Source organism: Nocardioides pinisoli (assembly GCF_024199985.1).
Lineage (GTDB): Bacteria > Actinomycetota > Actinomycetes > Propionibacteriales > Nocardioidaceae > Nocardioides > Nocardioides pinisoli.
Genome location: NZ_JANARS010000015.1, coordinates 1 through 14,466 on the forward strand (window position 1 = coordinate 1; position 14,466 = coordinate 14,466).

Here is a 14,466-nt window from a genome sequence, read left to right on the forward strand (position 1 = left end):
GCACGACCCACGATGACCACGGGGGAGCAGGGGCCCGCCACGCGCGCCCCTGCTCTCCTCGGTCCGGGCGCCCCTCGGGGCGGTCTGGGCCGGCCGCGTGCCGGTGGCCGCCGAGTGATCCCGGCCACCAAAGGGCCGGACGCGCCGACGCGGGGGAACAAAACCCGCTCCGCCCGGTCTTGCGCCAGGTGATGACGACGACTGCCGAGACCTCCGCCCTGCCCGCCGACCCCTCGTCGGACGACCTCGACGTCCCGTCCGTGACCGCCCGCCACTTCGGCCTCGCGGTCCTCGCGCTCGCGATGGGCGGCTTCGCCATCGGCACCACCGAGTTCGTCACGATGGGGCTGCTGCCCCAGATCGCCGCGGGCGTCGACGTCTCGATCCCGACCGGCGGGCACGTCATCTCGGCCTACGCCGTCGGGGTGGTCGTGGGCGCTCCGGTGCTGGCGTTCCTCGGCGCGCGCCTGCCGCGACGCGCGCTCCTGGTGGCCCTGATGGCGGCCTTCGCCGTCGGCAACGGCCTGAGCGCCCTCGCGACGTCCTACGAGCAGCTGATGGTCGCCCGCTTCGCCGCCGGCCTTCCCCACGGCGCCTACTTCGGTGTCGCCTCGCTGGTGGCGGCGAGCCTCGCCCGCCCGTCCCGCAAGGGCCGTGCGGTGTCGCTGGTGATGCTCGGCCTGTCGGTGGCCAACGTGATCGGCGTACCGGCAGCGACCGTGCTCGGACAGGAGCTCGGCTGGCGCGCGGCTTTCTGGGCCGCAGGCGGCCTGGCCGTGGTGACCCTCGCCCTCGTGGTGTGGTTCGTGCCGTCGGTGCCCGGCGACGCCGGCGCGAGCGGACGGCGCGAGCTCTCCGCCTTCACGGTCCCGCAGGTGTGGTTGACCCTGCTGGCGGGCGCCGTCGGCTTCGGCGGCATGTTCGCCGTCTACTCCTACATCGCCCCCGTCGTCACCGACGTCGCCGGCCTGGGCGAGCGCTCGGTCGCGGTCTTCCTGCTCTCCTTCGGCCTCGGCATGGTGGCCGGCACGTGGCTGGCGGGGATCATGGCGGACTGGTCGATCTTCCGCTCGCTCATCATCGGCGGGGTCGGCATGGCCTTCACGATGCTCGCCTTCTGGCTCGCCGCGCCGCACGGCTGGGCCGCCCTGCCGGTCGTCTTCCTCATCACCACCCTCGGCTCGGTGCTGGTCGTCAACCTCCAGCTGCGGCTGATGGACGTGGCCGGCGACGCCCAGACCCTCGGCGCCGCGATGAACCACGCCTCGCTCAACATCGCCAACGCGCTCGGCGCCTGGCTGGGCGGCCTGGTCATCGCGGCTGGCTGGGGGCTCCGTGCCCCCGCCCTCGTCGGGCTCGGCCTCTCCATCGCCGGGGTGGCCATCCTGCTGCTGTCGGCGGCCCTCCACGTGCGTGGGCGCGACGCCGTACGCGCCTGACCTGCCCTGCCTCGCGCCCGGAACGTGCACGCTTTTTCCGTTGATGTTGCGTGCTGTTAACACGGGCGGAACTCTTGTGTAGCGCGGACTTGTAACGATCCAATCCACGAGGGGCGGGCGGTCCGCCCCACATCTTCCGGAGGGGGACGTCATGGACGAGGACAAGATCGCACGCGCGGTGGAGCGCCGTCGCCAGCTGGCCGACCGCAACATGGGGGCGGTGGTCGACCTGCTCCGGCGACGCGAGGAGCTGCGGGGGATCTACCCCGCGGCCGACCTGGTCGCCGAGAACGTCGGCTGGGCCGTCTGAGCCGCCCGGGCGCGCGGCCCCGCTCGGGCGGGGCCGGTGGCCAGCAGCACGCGGGCCTGGAGCGCTCGACCTAAAGCGCCCAGCAGTTGCCGACCTGCGGCAGCCCGGCGAAGCGCGCCTCGAAGAACGGCAGCGCCTCGGCCAGGTGCGGTGCCATGCCGCCGACGTGGAGCGGCGCGACGTTGGTCGAGAAGCGGACGTTGGCGCCCGCCGCGCACCAGGACCGCGCCATCGCCCGCCCGACGCCGTACGGGATGGTGTCGTCGAGCGCGGAGTGGGTCACCAGCACCGGCACCCGGGGCCGGATCGTGCCGATGCGCTGCGAGGCGATGATCGCGGCGAACGGCTCGCGCGTCATCAGCTCCGACATCGGCCGCCCGTCGGCGCTCAGGGTGGAGGACCGGACGAACGCGTTGTCGAGCAGGTCGAAGACGCAGTCCTGCTCGACGCCGTCCATCGCCGCGCGGCCGGCGGCGTTGAGGTACGGCGTCAGGTCGACGTCGTGGCTGGCAGCCAGCCCGCGCAGCGCGAAGAACGCGAACGCCGAGAAGAGCCCGCCGTCGAGGTTCGTGGCCACCTTGGCCAGGTCGGCCGGCACCGCGCCGACCACCGCGCCGCGGACCCTGAGGTCGGGGGCGTAGGTCGGAGCCAGCTCGACGGCCGACGCGGCTGCGCCGCCACCTTGGGAGTAGCCCATGAGGCCGACCGGGCTGGTGGTGGTGAGCCCGGTGCCCGACAACCGCTGCGCGGCGCGTACGACGTCGAGCGTGGCGCGGCCCTGCGAGACGCGGTCCATGTAGGTGTGGATGCCGGCCGTGCCGAGTCCCTCGTAGTCGGGCATCGCGACGGCGTAGCCGCGCAGCAGCAGGCCCTCGATGCCGACGCCCTCGTACTCGATGCCCTCGGAGAACTGGCGCGACGGCGCGCAGCGGTCGGCCATGCCCTGGGTGCCGGGGGCGTAGCCGATGACCGGGCGCGAGCCGGTGCCGATCCACGGCGAGCGGGGCACAAGGACGGTGCCGGACGCGGCGATGGCCGTGCCGCGACGGTTGGTGGTCGTGTAGAGGACCCTCTGGGCGTTGCGAACCAGGCTGGTCGCGTCGAGCGGGTCGAGCAGGAAGGTCATCGGCTCGCTGCGGATCACGACGCCGTTGCCGCTGGGCAGGACGGCCGGTGCCTCGTAGAACGCCGGCCGTGGCGGCTCGTCGACCGCAGCGCGCGCCGGCGTCGTGGCCAGGGCGAGGGTCGCGGCGGCGGCCGCGACCGTGGTGGTGAGCAGGGCCGTGAGCGTCGCTGTCACGCGACGCAGGGGTGCGGTGTGCATGGCGGTTCCCTCCCGAGGGCCGGACCCGGACCGGCCGATGAGGGGAACCTACTGGTGAGTCACGTCACGCGACAGTGTGACGCCGGTCACGCCCAGCCGTAGACCATGCCCATCGCCCGGCGCACCTCGTCGAGCGTCGCCTCGGCGACCTCGTTGGCGCGGGCGTTGCCGCGCTTGAGCACCTCGTCCAAGTAGCCCGGGTCCGCCTCGAGCTCGGCCCGGCGGGCCCGCAGCGGGGCGAGCTCGGTGTTGATGGCGTCGGTCAGGCGGCCCTTGAGCGCCCCGCCGCCGCCGTCGCCGATCTCCTCGGCGACCGCTGCCGGGTCGACGCCCTCGCACAGGCCGATGAGCGTCAGCAGGTTGGCCACCTCGGGACGGCCGTCGGGGTCGTAGGTGATGACCCGGTCGCTGTCGGTCTTGGCGCCTTTGAGCTTCTTGGCGGTCTCGTCGGCGCTCATCCGCAGCTCGACGACGTTGCCCTTCGACTTGCTCATCTTGGTGCCGTCGGTCCCGAGGATCAGCGGTGCCTCCGACAGGAGCGCGCCGGGCTCGGGGAACACCGGGGCGTAGCGGTCGTTGAAGCGGCGCGCGACCACGCGGGTCTGCTCGAGGTGGGGGAGCTGGTCGCGGCCGACCGGCACCACGTTGGCCTTGCAGAACAGGATGTCCGCCGCCTGGTGCACCGGATAGGTGAGCAGCAGCCCGCCGATCGAGGTGATGCCGGCCGACTTGGCCTCGTCCTTGACGGTGGGGTTGCGCTGCAGCTCGGCGACGCTGACCAGGCTGAGGAAGGGCAGCATCAGCTGGTTGAGCGCCGGCACCGACGAGTGCGTGAAGATCGTCGCCTTCTCGGGGTCGAGGCCGGCGGCGATGTTGTCGACGAGCAGGTTGCGCACGTTGCCGGCGATGTCGCCGGCGACCTCGCGGTCGGTGATGACCTGGTAGTCCGCGATCAGCTGCCAGATCTCGGCGCCGCTGTCCTGGAGACGGAGGCGGTTGCGGATCGAGCCGAAGTAGTGGCCGATGTGCAACGCCCCGGTGGGACGGTCCCCGGTCAGCATGCGCAGCGAGGCGGGGTCCTTCGCCATCTGCTCCTCGATGGCGTCGCTGCGAGCCTGTGCGGCGCGGAAGGTGTCACTCACGCGGCCGATCCTTTCACGGGGCCGATCGGCGCCGCGATCGGGTTCTGTAGGGTTCGGAGGTGCCCACCATCGGAGTAGCGATCGCGATCCCCGAGCCCTGGGCGACCGAGCTCCAGGACTACCGGACCAGCGTCGGCGACACGACGGCGACGCAGATCCCCACGCACATCACGCTGGTCCCGCCGACCGAGGTGCCCGACCCCGAGCTCGGGGCCGTGACCTCGCACCTCACCAAGGCCGCGGCCACCGTCTCGCCGTTCGACATCCACCTGCGGGGCACCGGCACGTTCCGTCCGGTCTCGCCGGTCGTGTTCGTCACCCTGGCCGAGGGGATCTCGGGCTGCGAGGTGCTCGCCGGCGCCGTACGTCAGGGACCGCTCGAGGTCGACCTGCGCTTCCCGTACCACCCGCACGTCACCATCGCCCACCACCTCGACGACCAGGCGCTGGACCGGGCCTTCGCGGAGCTCGCCGACTTCGAGTGCCGCTTCGGCGTCGACGCGTTCAGCCTCTACGTCCACGACGCCGACGCCGGCTGGCAGGTCACCGACCACTACGAGCTGGGGTAGCCGTGCCCGTCCTCGACTCCGTCAAGCAGCGTGTCGCCGACCTGCGGGGGCACCGCCCACTGGTCGACCACCTCGTGCGCGCCGTCGAGCACTACGGGCAGGTCAACGGCAGCGCCCTCGCCGCCGCGGTGACCTACTTCGCGTTCCTCTCGTTCTTCCCGATCCTCGCGCTCGCGTTCGCCATCTTCGGCCAGGTGACCAAGGTCTACGAGGACGCGCAGGACACGCTCGTCGACGCCGCCAACTCCGTCCTCCCCGGCCTGGTCGGCGGCGACAGCGGGGTGCCGCTCGACACCCTGCAGGCCGCGGCCCCGGGGATCTTCAGCATCGGCATCCTGCTCACCCTCTACTCCGGCCTGGGGTGGCTGTCCGGCATGCGCACCGCCCTGATGGCGATCTTCGAGGAGCCGGAGCGCGAGAAGCCCAACTTCGTCGTCGGCAAGGTGCGCGACGTGCTGGCGCTCCTGGCGCTCGGCTCGATCCTCGTCACGAGCGTGGCGGTGTCCGGCGTCGCGACCAGGCTGCTCACGCCGATCATGGACGCGCTCGGCCTCGGCGTCGTCGCGGAGGACTTCTTCTGGGTGCTGGCGCTGGTGCTGGGCCTGGCGGCCAACACGCTGCTCTTCTTCGCCTTCTTCCGCCTGCTCGCCCGGCCCGACACCCCCAGCCGGTCGCTGTGGTCCGGCGCCCTGGTCGGGGCGATCCTCTTCGAGGTCCTCAAGCAGCTGTCCACCTACCTGCTCCGGGCGACGGCCAACTCCGAGGCCTTCCAGGCCTTCGGGATCGCGCTGATCCTGCTGGTCTGGATCAACTACTTCTCCCGCGTCGTCGTCCTCGCCGCCGCGTGGGCGCACACCTCGCGCGAGGCCCGCGCGCTCCGCGACGCCCACCGGGTCGCCGACCAGATGCCCGAGGGTCCCCGGATCGACCTCGCCGCGGCAGCGCCCGCCGTACGCCCTGCCGCCCCGGCCGCGGCGCCTCAAGCCGCCTTCGCCGCCGGCGCCGTCTCGATGCTCGGGCTCGTCGCCCTCCTCCGCCGCCGCCGCTGACCTCCGCGCCCGCCCGCCCCGTCCCCGCCGTTCTCCCCGCGGCCCCCGAGCGGTGAGTGAGGGGGATTGTGGCGCGCGAGAACCCCCCCCCTGTAGCACCGCCGACCGTGCGTCACGGGGGTGTTCGCTTGTGAGCGGTGCCTGAGGGGCACTCGAAGGTGGCGCAATCCTCATGACACACCGCCCACCGCGGGCGGCGCGGGGTGGCGCTCGCGGGCCGCTCATCGTCCACAACGGGTCAGTCGGCCTGATCGTCCACAGGGCTTGCGGAGATCGGTCGAGCCTCACGACGTCTGCGGGCTCACTTGGCGCCATGAAGCGTGTGCCGCAGCACCTGTGCACCGGTCCGATCCCGCGCGACCAGGCTCTCGAGATGGGAGTGACTCGTGACGTTCTCGAGGGCGTGCAGTTTCGACGGCTCCACCAAGGCGTGTACGTCCACCGCGACCACCCCATGACCTGGTCGGACCATGTCGAGGCGGCCCGGCTGGCGCTGCCGCCGTCGGCTCGTACGACGGGCGCGACCCGGCTGCGTCAGCTCGGGTTGAAGGTGGGCCCGCCCTCCCCGCTCCACTTCGTCGTCGCGGGCGACCTGCACCTGACGCTCGACGGTGTCTTCCTGCACCGAACGGTGAAGATGCCGCCGCACGATGAGGACGGCGTCAGCGCCGAGGCCGCCTTCATCGCGTTCTGCGCCGAGGCGCGCTTGATCGATGCGATCAAGGCGGGGTCGGTGCTGCTGAACAAGACGGCCATGGACCGACGGCTCCTCGAGCGCATGCTGGCTGAGGAGCCGTGGCGCCGGGGTGCGGCTGAGGCGTCGTACGTCCTGCCGTTCCTCGAGGGGGACTGCCGGTCCCTTCCCGAGTCCGAGCTGTTCGCGTACGTCCTGTTCGCCGAGCTGCCGGTGCCTGCGGTCAATCAGGTGATTGAGCTCTCAGACGGCGCCGCAGTCACGCCTGACCTGTGGTTCGCCGGCCACGGGCTCGCCGTCGAGTACGAGGGCGAGCACCATCAGGACGACCGGGCGCAGTACAACGCCGACATCGACCGGTACGCCGCCTACCGTCGCAGCGGCGTCCCCTACGAGCAGGTCACGAAGGAGCGGCTGCGTTCGCCCAAGGCGACCGTCCGCCTCGTGCACCGGGCGCTCGTTGACCGCGGGTACGAGGGACCGCCGCCGAGCTTCGACGGCGCCTGGCCCACGCTGTTCATGGCGCTTCGCGAGCTCGTACGTCGTGCCCGAACGGCGTGAGGTGGCGAGCGGTGCGGCAGGAGGATTCGATGACCCCGGAACGCCCCCCACACACCGCCGGTCGGCGTGTCACGCAACAAATGCCGACGAGCGGTGCACGAAGAGGATTCCGAGACTCGTGAATCCCCCTCACGCACCGCTCGCGGGGTTGCGTGTGGAGCGGGTGCGGCTCAGTGACCGTGCTTGATCGCGGTGCGGAGGTCCTTGTTGAGCTGCGAGATCACGTCGAGCGGGATCTCCTTGGGGCAGGCGGCGGTGCAGGCACCGATGTTGGTGCAGCCGCCGAAGCCCTCGTGGTCGTGCTGGGCGACCATGTTGACCACGCGCTCGTCACGCTCGGGCTGGCCCTGGGGGAGCAGGCCGAGGTGGGTGACCTTCGCGCCCATGAAGAGCGACGCGGAGCCGTTGGGGCAGGCGGCGACGCAGGCGCCGCAGCCGATGCAGGTCGCGACGTTGAAGGCGCGGTCGGCGTCGTCCTTCGGGACGGGGACCGAGTGAGCCTCGGGGGCGGAGCCGGTGTTGACCGAGACGTAGCCGCCGGCCTGGATGATGCGGTCGAAGGCGCCGCGGTCGACGACGAGGTCCTTGACGACCGGGAAGGCGTCGGAGCGCCACGGCTCGATCGTGATGGTCTCGCCGTCGCTGAACGAGCGCATGTGCAGCTGGCAGGTCGTGGTGACCTCCGGGCCGTGCGCGTCGCCGTTGATCATCAGCCCGCACATGCCGCAGATGCCCTCGCGGCAGTCGGAGTCGAACGCGATCGGGTCCTCGCCCTGGTCGTTGAGCTGCTCGTTGAGCACGTCGAGCATCTCGAGGAACGACATGTCGGGGGAGACGTCGGCCAACTCGTAGGTGTGCATCGCGCCGGCGCTGACGGCGTCGGGCTGCCGCCAGATCTTCAGGGTCAGGTTCACTTGTAGCTCCGCTGCTTCATCTCGATGGCCGTGTAGACCAGGTCTTCCTTGTGCAGGACGGGCCGCTCGTCGAGGCCGGCCCACTCCCAGGCGGCGACGTAGGCGAACTCGTCGTCGTGGCGCAGCGCCTCGCCGTCCTCGGTCTGCGACTCGCCACGGAAGTGGCCGCCGCAGGACTCGCGCCGGTTGAGCGCGTCGATGCACATCAGCTCGCCGAGCTCGAAGAAGTCGGCCACGCGGCCGGCCTTCTCGAGCGACTGGTTGAGCGACTCGCTGGTGCCGAGCACCTTGACGTTGCGGTAGAAGTCGTCGCGCAGGCCACGGATCAGGTCGATCGCCTTCTTCAGGCCCGTCTCCGTGCGCTCCATGCCGCAGTACTCCCACATGATGTTGCCGAGCTCGCGGTGGTACGAGTCGACGCTGCGGGTGCCGTTGACCGACAGGAAGTGCTGGATCCGGTCCGTGACCGACGTACGGGCCTCGACGACGGCCGGGTGGTCCTCGCCGATCGGCTCGAACGGGCCGTCGGCGAGGTAGTCGCGGATCGTGTGGGGCAGGACGAAGTAGCCGTCGGCCAGGCCCTGCATCAGCGCCGAGGCGCCGAGGCGGTTGGCGCCGTGGTCGGAGAAGTTGGCCTCGCCGGTGACGAACAGACCGGGGATCGTGGACTGGAGGTCGTAGTCGACCCACAGGCCGCCCATGACGTAGTGCACGGCCGGGTAGATCCGCATCGGGACCGAGTAGGGGTCCTCGCCGGTGATCCGGGCGTACATGTCGAAGAGGTTGCCGTACTTGTTGGCGACGGCGTCGCGACCGAGCCGGTCGATCGCGTCGGCGAAGTCGAGGTAGACACCACGTCGTACGCCGTCGACCTCGGGCCCGACGCCGCGGCCCTCGTCGCAGACGTTCTTCGCGGCCCGCGACGCGATGTCGCGGGGGACCAGGTTGCCGAAGGAGGGGTAGATCCGCTCCAGGTAGTAGTCGCGGTCCTCCTCGGCGATCTCGCGCGGGTCCTTGTCGCAGTCGGCCTGGTTCTTCGGCACCCAGATGCGGCCGTCGTTGCGCAGCGACTCCGACATCAGCGTCAGCTTGGACTGGTGCGAGCCGGAGACCGGGATGCAGGTCGGGTGGATCTGCGTGTAGCAGGGGTTGGCCATGTAGGCGCCCTTGCGGTGCGCGCGCCACGCGGCGGTGACGTTGGAGCCCATCGCGTTGGTGGACAGGTAGAACACGTTGCCGTAGCCGCCGGAGGCGAGCACGACGACGTCGGCGAGGTGGGTCTGGACCTCGCCGGTGACCATGTCACGGGCGATGATGCCGCGGGCCTTGCCGTCCGCGACGATCAGCTCGAGCATCTCGTGGCGGGTGAACATCGACACCGTGCCGGCGGAGATCTGCCGCTCGAGCGCCTGGTAGGCGCCGATCAGCAGCTGCTGGCCGGTCTGGCCGCGGGCGTAGAACGTGCGGGAGACCTGCACGCCGCCGAAGGAGCGGTTGTCGAGCAGGCCGCCGTACTCGCGGGCGAAGGGGACGCCCTGCGCGACGCACTGGTCGATGATGTTGGTGCTGACCTCGGCGAGGCGGTAGACGTTGGACTCCCGCGAGCGGTAGTCGCCGCCCTTCACGGTGTCGTAGAAGAGGCGGTGGACGGAGTCGCCGTCCTCCTTGTAGTTCTTCGCGGCGTTGATGCCGCCCTGCGCGGCGATCGAGTGCGCGCGGCGCGGGGAGTCCTGGTAGCAGAACGTCTTGACGTTGTAGCCGGCCTCGCCGAGCGTGGCCGCCGCCGAGGCGCCGGCCAGGCCGGTGCCGACGATGATGATCGAGAGCTTGCGGCGGTTGGCCGGGTTGACGAGGCGGGCCTCGAACTTCCGGTTCTGCCAGCGGTCGGCGATCGGGCCCTGCGGCGCCTTGGTGTCGACCAGCGGCTCGCCGGGCGTGTAGTAGCCCATCGCGTCGTCGTACTCGCCGTCGAGCGCGCCGGTGGGCGAGGCCTCCGTCGAGGTGACGGTGTCGGGCATGTCCATGTCGTGGCTGTGGCTCACGTGCGGTGACCCCTTACTTGGTGATGATGCCCGCGAGCACGGCGAGCGGGACGAGGGAGAAGCCGATCGAGACGATCAGCGCGGTGACGAAGCCGAAGACCTTGGCGCGCTGCCGCTTGGCCGCGGTGCCGGTCCAGCCGAGGGTCTGCGCCGCGCTCCAGATCCCGTGGTGCAGGTGGGCGCCGAGGGCGAGCATCGCGACGATGTAGATCAGCGTCATCCACCACAGGTCGAAGGTGTCGACCATCAGGTTGTAGGGGTCGTTGGTCGCGCCGCCCTGCGGGTTGACCTTGCCGATGGTGAAGTTGAGCAGGTGCCAGATGAGGAAGACGAGGATCGTCACCCCGCCCCAGCGCATCATCAGGCTGGCCCGCGTCGCGCCGGTGTCCTTCTTCATGACGTACTTCGTGGTGCGCGCACGAGCCGCGCGCCGCCAGAGCACCAGGGCGCAGTAGACGTGCACCACCAGCGACAGGATCAGGCCCAGTCGCAGGATCCAGAGCGCGCCCTCGTGCGGCAGCATCGGCTCGCCGAGCTCGCGCAGGTGGTGGGCGTACTCGTTGAACGCGTCGTGACCGGCGAAGGCCTTGAGGTTGCCGTACATGTGCGCGAGCACGAAGCCGAGGAAGATGAAGCCGCTGACGGCCATGCCCAGCTTGAGCGCGATGGTGGTGCGCGAGGCCCGCGCGCCCTTCACCAACGACGGCCGAGGGGGAGTGAGTTGGGTTGCCACCCCGCCACGGTATCGCGGCGTTCACGCTCACGACGCGCCGAGGCCGTGTGAGGTTTTGCTGGGCGCGTTGTCTTCCGCTCAGGCGTGACACAGGTCATAGTCGGGACCGTTGTCCGGGAGCACGTTCCGGAGCCGCGACGTTCACGGAGGACGCATGGCGACGACCGACCACGGGGTGACCAGTGCGGGCCGCGCGCGCATCGATGCGCGGACGCTTCGGCAGGACCGGTGGTGGCTCTCGCCGCTGGCCACCTTCGTGGTCTTCGCCGGCTTCGTCGTCTTCGCCACGATCCGCGCATTCATGGGCCGCGACTACTACGCCTCGCCCTACCTCTCGCCGTTCTACTCGCCCTGCCTGGGTGACTGCGTCGAGGGCGCCTCCGACTTCGGCCAGCCGTTCGCCTGGTGGCCGCTGTCCGCGGCTCTGATCATCCTCGTCTTCCCGCTCGGCTTCCGGATGACCTGCTACTACTACCGCAAGGCCTACTACCGGGCGTTCTGGCTGAGCCCGCCCGCCTGCGGCGTCGCCGAGCCCCACGGCTCCTACTCGGGTGAGACCCGGTTCCCGCTGATCCTGCAGAACGTGCACCGGTGGTTCTGGTACGCCGCTGTGCTGGTCGGCCTGGTGCTCACGTTCGACACCGTGCTGGCCTTCCGGCCGATGCCCGCGGAGTACGCCGTCGGCGACGGTGAGACCAGCGGCGTCCACATGGGCCTGGGCACGCTGCTGATGATCATCAACGTCGTCTTCATCTGGCTCTACACGCTGTCGTGCCACTCGTGCCGCCACATCGTCGGCGGCCGGCTGCGTCACTTCTCCAAGCACCCGGTCCGCTACAAGCTCTGGACCTGGGTCTCGCGGCTCAACGAGAGCCACGGCACGTGGGCGTGGTACTCGCTGTTCTCGGTCGCCATCGTCGACTTCTACATCTACCTGCTCGCCACCGGAGTCATCCAGGACGTGAGGTTCTTTTGACCCCCACGACGTTCTCATCTCCCCCGCTTCGCTCCTCCGCCGACAACGCCGCGGGGACCCCGAAAGGCTTCAGATGATCAGCGAATCCAGACATCCGATGACGGGCAACGAGATGTCGCCGGAGGCGCGTGGCGGCATGGAGCGGCACGCGTACGACGTCGTGGTGATCGGCGCGGGCGGGGCCGGGCTGCGGGCCGCGATCGCCGCGCACGAGGCGGGCGCGCGCACGGCCGTGGTGTGCAAGTCGCTGCTCGGCAAGGCGCACACCGTGATGGCCGAGGGCGGTGCGGCGGCGGCGCTCGGCAACCGGTGGCCGGAGGACAGCTGGAAGGTCCACTTCCGCGACACCATGCGCGGCGGGAAGATGCTCAACAACTGGCGGATGGCCCAGCTGCACGCGCAGGAGGCGCCCGACCGGGTGCTCGAGCTCGAGGACTGGGGAGCGCTGTTCGACCGCACGGAGGACGGGCTGATCTCGCAGCGCGACTTCGGCGGCCACAAGTACGCCCGGCTCGCCCACGTCGGCGACCGCACCGGCCTCGAGCTGATCCGCACGCTGCAGCAGCGCACCGTCCAGCTCGGGATCGACGTGTACATGGAGTGCACGGTCACCGAGGTGCTCAAGGACGGCGGCCGGGTCGCCGGTGCGTTCGGCTACTGGCGCGAGACCGGCCGCTTCGTGACCTTCGAGGCGCCGAGCGTGATCCTCGCGACCGGCGGCATCGGCAAGTCCTACAAGGTGACGTCCAACTCCTGGGAGTACACCGGCGACGGCCATGCCCTCGCCCTGCGTGCCGGCGCGACCTTGATCAACATGGAGTTCGTGCAGTTCCACCCGACGGGCATGGTCTGGCCGCCGTCGGTGAAGGGGCTGCTGGTCACCGAGTCGGTGCGCGGCGACGGCGGCATCCTGCGCAACTCCGAGGGCAAGCGGTTCATGTTCGACTACATCCCCGACTTCTTCCGGTCCGAGACGGCCGACACCGAGGAGGAGGCGGACCGGTGGTACGACGACAAGTTGAACAACAGGCGCCCGCCCGAGCTGCTGCCGCGCGACGAGGTCGCCCGCGCGATCAACTCCGAGATCAAGGCCGGGCGCGGGTCACCGCACGGCGGCATCTTCCTCGACATCGCCAGCCGCCGCGACGCCGACTACATCCGCAAGCGGCTGCCGTCGATGTACCACCAGTTCAAGGAGCTCGCCGACGTCGACATCACCGCCGAGCCGATGGAGATCGGCCCGACCTGCCACTACGTGATGGGCGGAGTCGAGGTCGACCCCGACACCCAGCAGTCGGCCGTGCCGGGCCTCTACGCCGCGGGCGAGGTCAGCGGCGGCATGCACGGCTCCAACCGGCTCGGCGGCAACTCGCTGTCCGACCTGCTGGTGTTCGGCAAGCGCGCCGGCGAGGACGCGGCGGCCTACGCCACGACCGGCGACCGGCCGACCGTCGACGAGGCCGACCTCAAGGCAGCCCAGGCCAGCGCGCTCGCGCCGTTCGAGGTCGAGGGCGGCGAGAACCCGTACACGATCCAGCACGACCTCCAGCAGTCGATGAACGACCTGGTCGGCATCATCCGCACTGCGCCCGAGCTCGAGGAGTCGCTCGGCGAGCTCGAGCGGCTCAAGGAGCGGGCGGACCGGATGGTCGTCGAGGGGCACCGGCAGTACAACCCCGGCTGGCACCTCGCCCTCGACCTCCGCAACATGCTGCTGGTCAGCGAGTGCATCGCCAAGGCGGCGCTCGCCCGGCAGGAGTCGCGCGGCGGTCACACCCGCGACGACTTCCCCGGCCCCGACCCTGAGTGGGGCGCGAAGAACCTCGTGCTCTCGATCGACGCCGACGGCACCGGGGTGGAGATCGCGGAGAAGCCGCTGCCGGTGATGCCCGACGACCTCCAGCAGCTCTTCGAGGACAAGTGAGGGGACAGCCATGGCCTACGACCTGAAGATGCGCGTCTGGCGCGGTGACGCCGACGGTGGCGAGCTCACCGACTACACCGTCGAGGTGTCCGAGGGCGAGGTCGTCCTCGACGCGCTGCACCGGCTGCAGGCGACCCAGACCGGCGACCTCGCGATCCGCTGGAACTGCAAGGCCGGCAAGTGCGGCTCGTGCAGCGCCGAGGTCAACGGACGACCGCGGCTGATGTGCATGACGCGGCTCTCCGACTTCGAGCCGTCCGAGACGATCACTGTCACGCCGATGCGGACCTTCCCGGTGATCCGCGACCTCGTCACCGACGTGTCCTTCAACTACGAGAAGGCCCGCGAGCTGCCCTACGCCGAGCTCGGCCCGCGCGACGCCGACGGCAAGCGCCGGATGATGCAGGTCGACGTCGAGCGCGGCCAGGAGTTCCGCAAGTGCATCGAGTGCTACCTGTGCCAGGACGTATGCCACGTCGTGCGCGACCACGAGGACAACAAGCAGCACTTCGCCGGGCCGCGCTTCTTCATCCGCTACGCCGAGCTCGACATGCACCCGCTCGACACCCACGACCGCCGCAAGCTGGCGCAGGATGCCGCCGGGCTGGGGATGTGCAACATCACCAAGTGCTGCACCGAGGTGTGCCCGGAGGGCATCCACATCACCGACAACGCGATCATCCCCATGAAGGAGCGCGTGGTGGACCGGAAGTACGACCCGCTCGTGTGGCTCGGCAACAAGATCGGCCTGCGCAACAAGGACAACGACGGCCGCGCCGAGGTGTGAGG

At 70.5% G+C, this 14,466-nt stretch carries 13 protein-coding genes; 8 read left to right on the top strand and 5 right to left on the bottom strand.

What is annotated here, in order from left to right; translation table 11 throughout:
- Positions 1-191: 191 nt before the first annotated feature.
- A complete protein-coding gene (locus tag NCI01_RS21515) occupies positions 192-1,439 on the top strand; it encodes an MFS transporter (protein ID WP_254183544.1) in 1,248 nt (415 codons plus the stop codon).
- A 151-nt stretch (positions 1,440-1,590) separates the two neighbouring features.
- Entirely contained in the window at positions 1,591-1,749 is a 159-nt protein-coding gene (locus NCI01_RS21520; protein ID WP_254183545.1) for a hypothetical protein, read from the top strand.
- Positions 1,750-1,819: 70 nt separating this feature from the next.
- Here NCI01_RS21520 and NCI01_RS21525 read toward each other — a convergent pair whose 3' ends face one another.
- Complete coding sequence (locus tag NCI01_RS21525) at positions 1,820-3,073, bottom strand: lipase family protein (RefSeq protein WP_254183546.1); 1,254 nt, start codon at positions 3,071-3,073, stop codon at positions 1,820-1,822.
- 86 nt (positions 3,074-3,159) lie between these two features.
- Positions 3,160-4,224 carry a tryptophan--tRNA ligase gene (gene trpS / locus NCI01_RS21530; RefSeq protein WP_372495237.1) on the bottom strand — a complete coding sequence of 355 codons (1,065 nt, stop codon included), beginning with the start codon at positions 4,222-4,224 and terminating at the stop codon, positions 3,160-3,162.
- Between the two features lie 50 nt (positions 4,225-4,274).
- On the opposite strand from trpS, the gene NCI01_RS21535 reads away from it, so the two are divergent.
- The 3 genes from NCI01_RS21535 (at position 4,275) to NCI01_RS21545 (ending at position 7,088) form a co-directional block, all read left to right on the top strand.
- On the top strand, positions 4,275-4,784 hold the full coding sequence (locus tag NCI01_RS21535; protein WP_254183548.1) for a 2'-5' RNA ligase family protein: 510 nt from the start codon (positions 4,275-4,277) through the stop codon (positions 4,782-4,784).
- Positions 4,785-4,786: 2 nt separating this feature from the next.
- Positions 4,787-5,833 carry a YihY/virulence factor BrkB family protein gene (locus NCI01_RS21540; protein ID WP_254183549.1) on the top strand — a complete coding sequence of 349 codons (1,047 nt, stop codon included), beginning with the start codon at positions 4,787-4,789 and terminating at the stop codon, positions 5,831-5,833.
- Between the two features lie 454 nt (positions 5,834-6,287).
- Positions 6,288-7,088 (top strand): hypothetical protein, encoded by an 801-nt coding sequence (locus NCI01_RS21545; RefSeq protein ID WP_254183550.1) that lies wholly within the window; start codon positions 6,288-6,290, stop codon positions 7,086-7,088.
- Between the two features lie 170 nt (positions 7,089-7,258).
- Here the strand turns inward: NCI01_RS21545 and NCI01_RS21550 are convergent, their stop codons facing one another.
- The 3 genes from NCI01_RS21550 to NCI01_RS21560 form a co-directional block, all read right to left on the bottom strand.
- Positions 7,259-8,002: a succinate dehydrogenase/fumarate reductase iron-sulfur subunit gene (locus NCI01_RS21550; protein WP_254183551.1), complete on the bottom strand. Its 744-nt coding sequence runs from the start codon at positions 8,000-8,002 to the stop codon at positions 7,259-7,261.
- Positions 7,999-9,951 carry a fumarate reductase/succinate dehydrogenase flavoprotein subunit gene (locus NCI01_RS21555; protein ID WP_254183592.1) on the bottom strand — a complete coding sequence of 651 codons (1,953 nt, stop codon included), beginning with the start codon at positions 9,949-9,951 and terminating at the stop codon, positions 7,999-8,001. The genes NCI01_RS21550 and NCI01_RS21555 overlap by 4 nt, the downstream gene beginning before the upstream one ends.
- 106 nt (positions 9,952-10,057) lie before the next feature.
- Positions 10,058-10,777: a succinate dehydrogenase cytochrome b subunit gene (locus NCI01_RS21560; protein ID WP_254183552.1), complete on the bottom strand. Its 720-nt coding sequence runs from the start codon at positions 10,775-10,777 to the stop codon at positions 10,058-10,060.
- Between the two features lie 154 nt (positions 10,778-10,931).
- Here NCI01_RS21560 and sdhC point away from each other — a divergent pair, with 154 nt between their 5' ends.
- The 3 genes from sdhC to NCI01_RS21575 all read left to right on the top strand — a co-directional run bounded on the left by sdhC (position 10,932) and on the right by NCI01_RS21575 (position 14,464).
- On the top strand, positions 10,932-11,753 hold the full coding sequence (sdhC, locus tag NCI01_RS21565; RefSeq protein ID WP_254183553.1) for a succinate dehydrogenase subunit SdhC: 822 nt from the start codon (positions 10,932-10,934) through the stop codon (positions 11,751-11,753).
- Between the two features lie 73 nt (positions 11,754-11,826).
- Positions 11,827-13,677 (top strand): fumarate reductase/succinate dehydrogenase flavoprotein subunit, encoded by a 1,851-nt coding sequence (locus tag NCI01_RS21570; protein WP_254183554.1) that lies wholly within the window; start codon positions 11,827-11,829, stop codon positions 13,675-13,677.
- Between the two features lie 10 nt (positions 13,678-13,687).
- On the top strand, positions 13,688-14,464 hold the full coding sequence (locus tag NCI01_RS21575; protein WP_254183555.1) for a succinate dehydrogenase/fumarate reductase iron-sulfur subunit: 777 nt from the start codon (positions 13,688-13,690) through the stop codon (positions 14,462-14,464).
- The last annotated feature ends 2 nt before the right edge of the window (positions 14,465-14,466 follow it).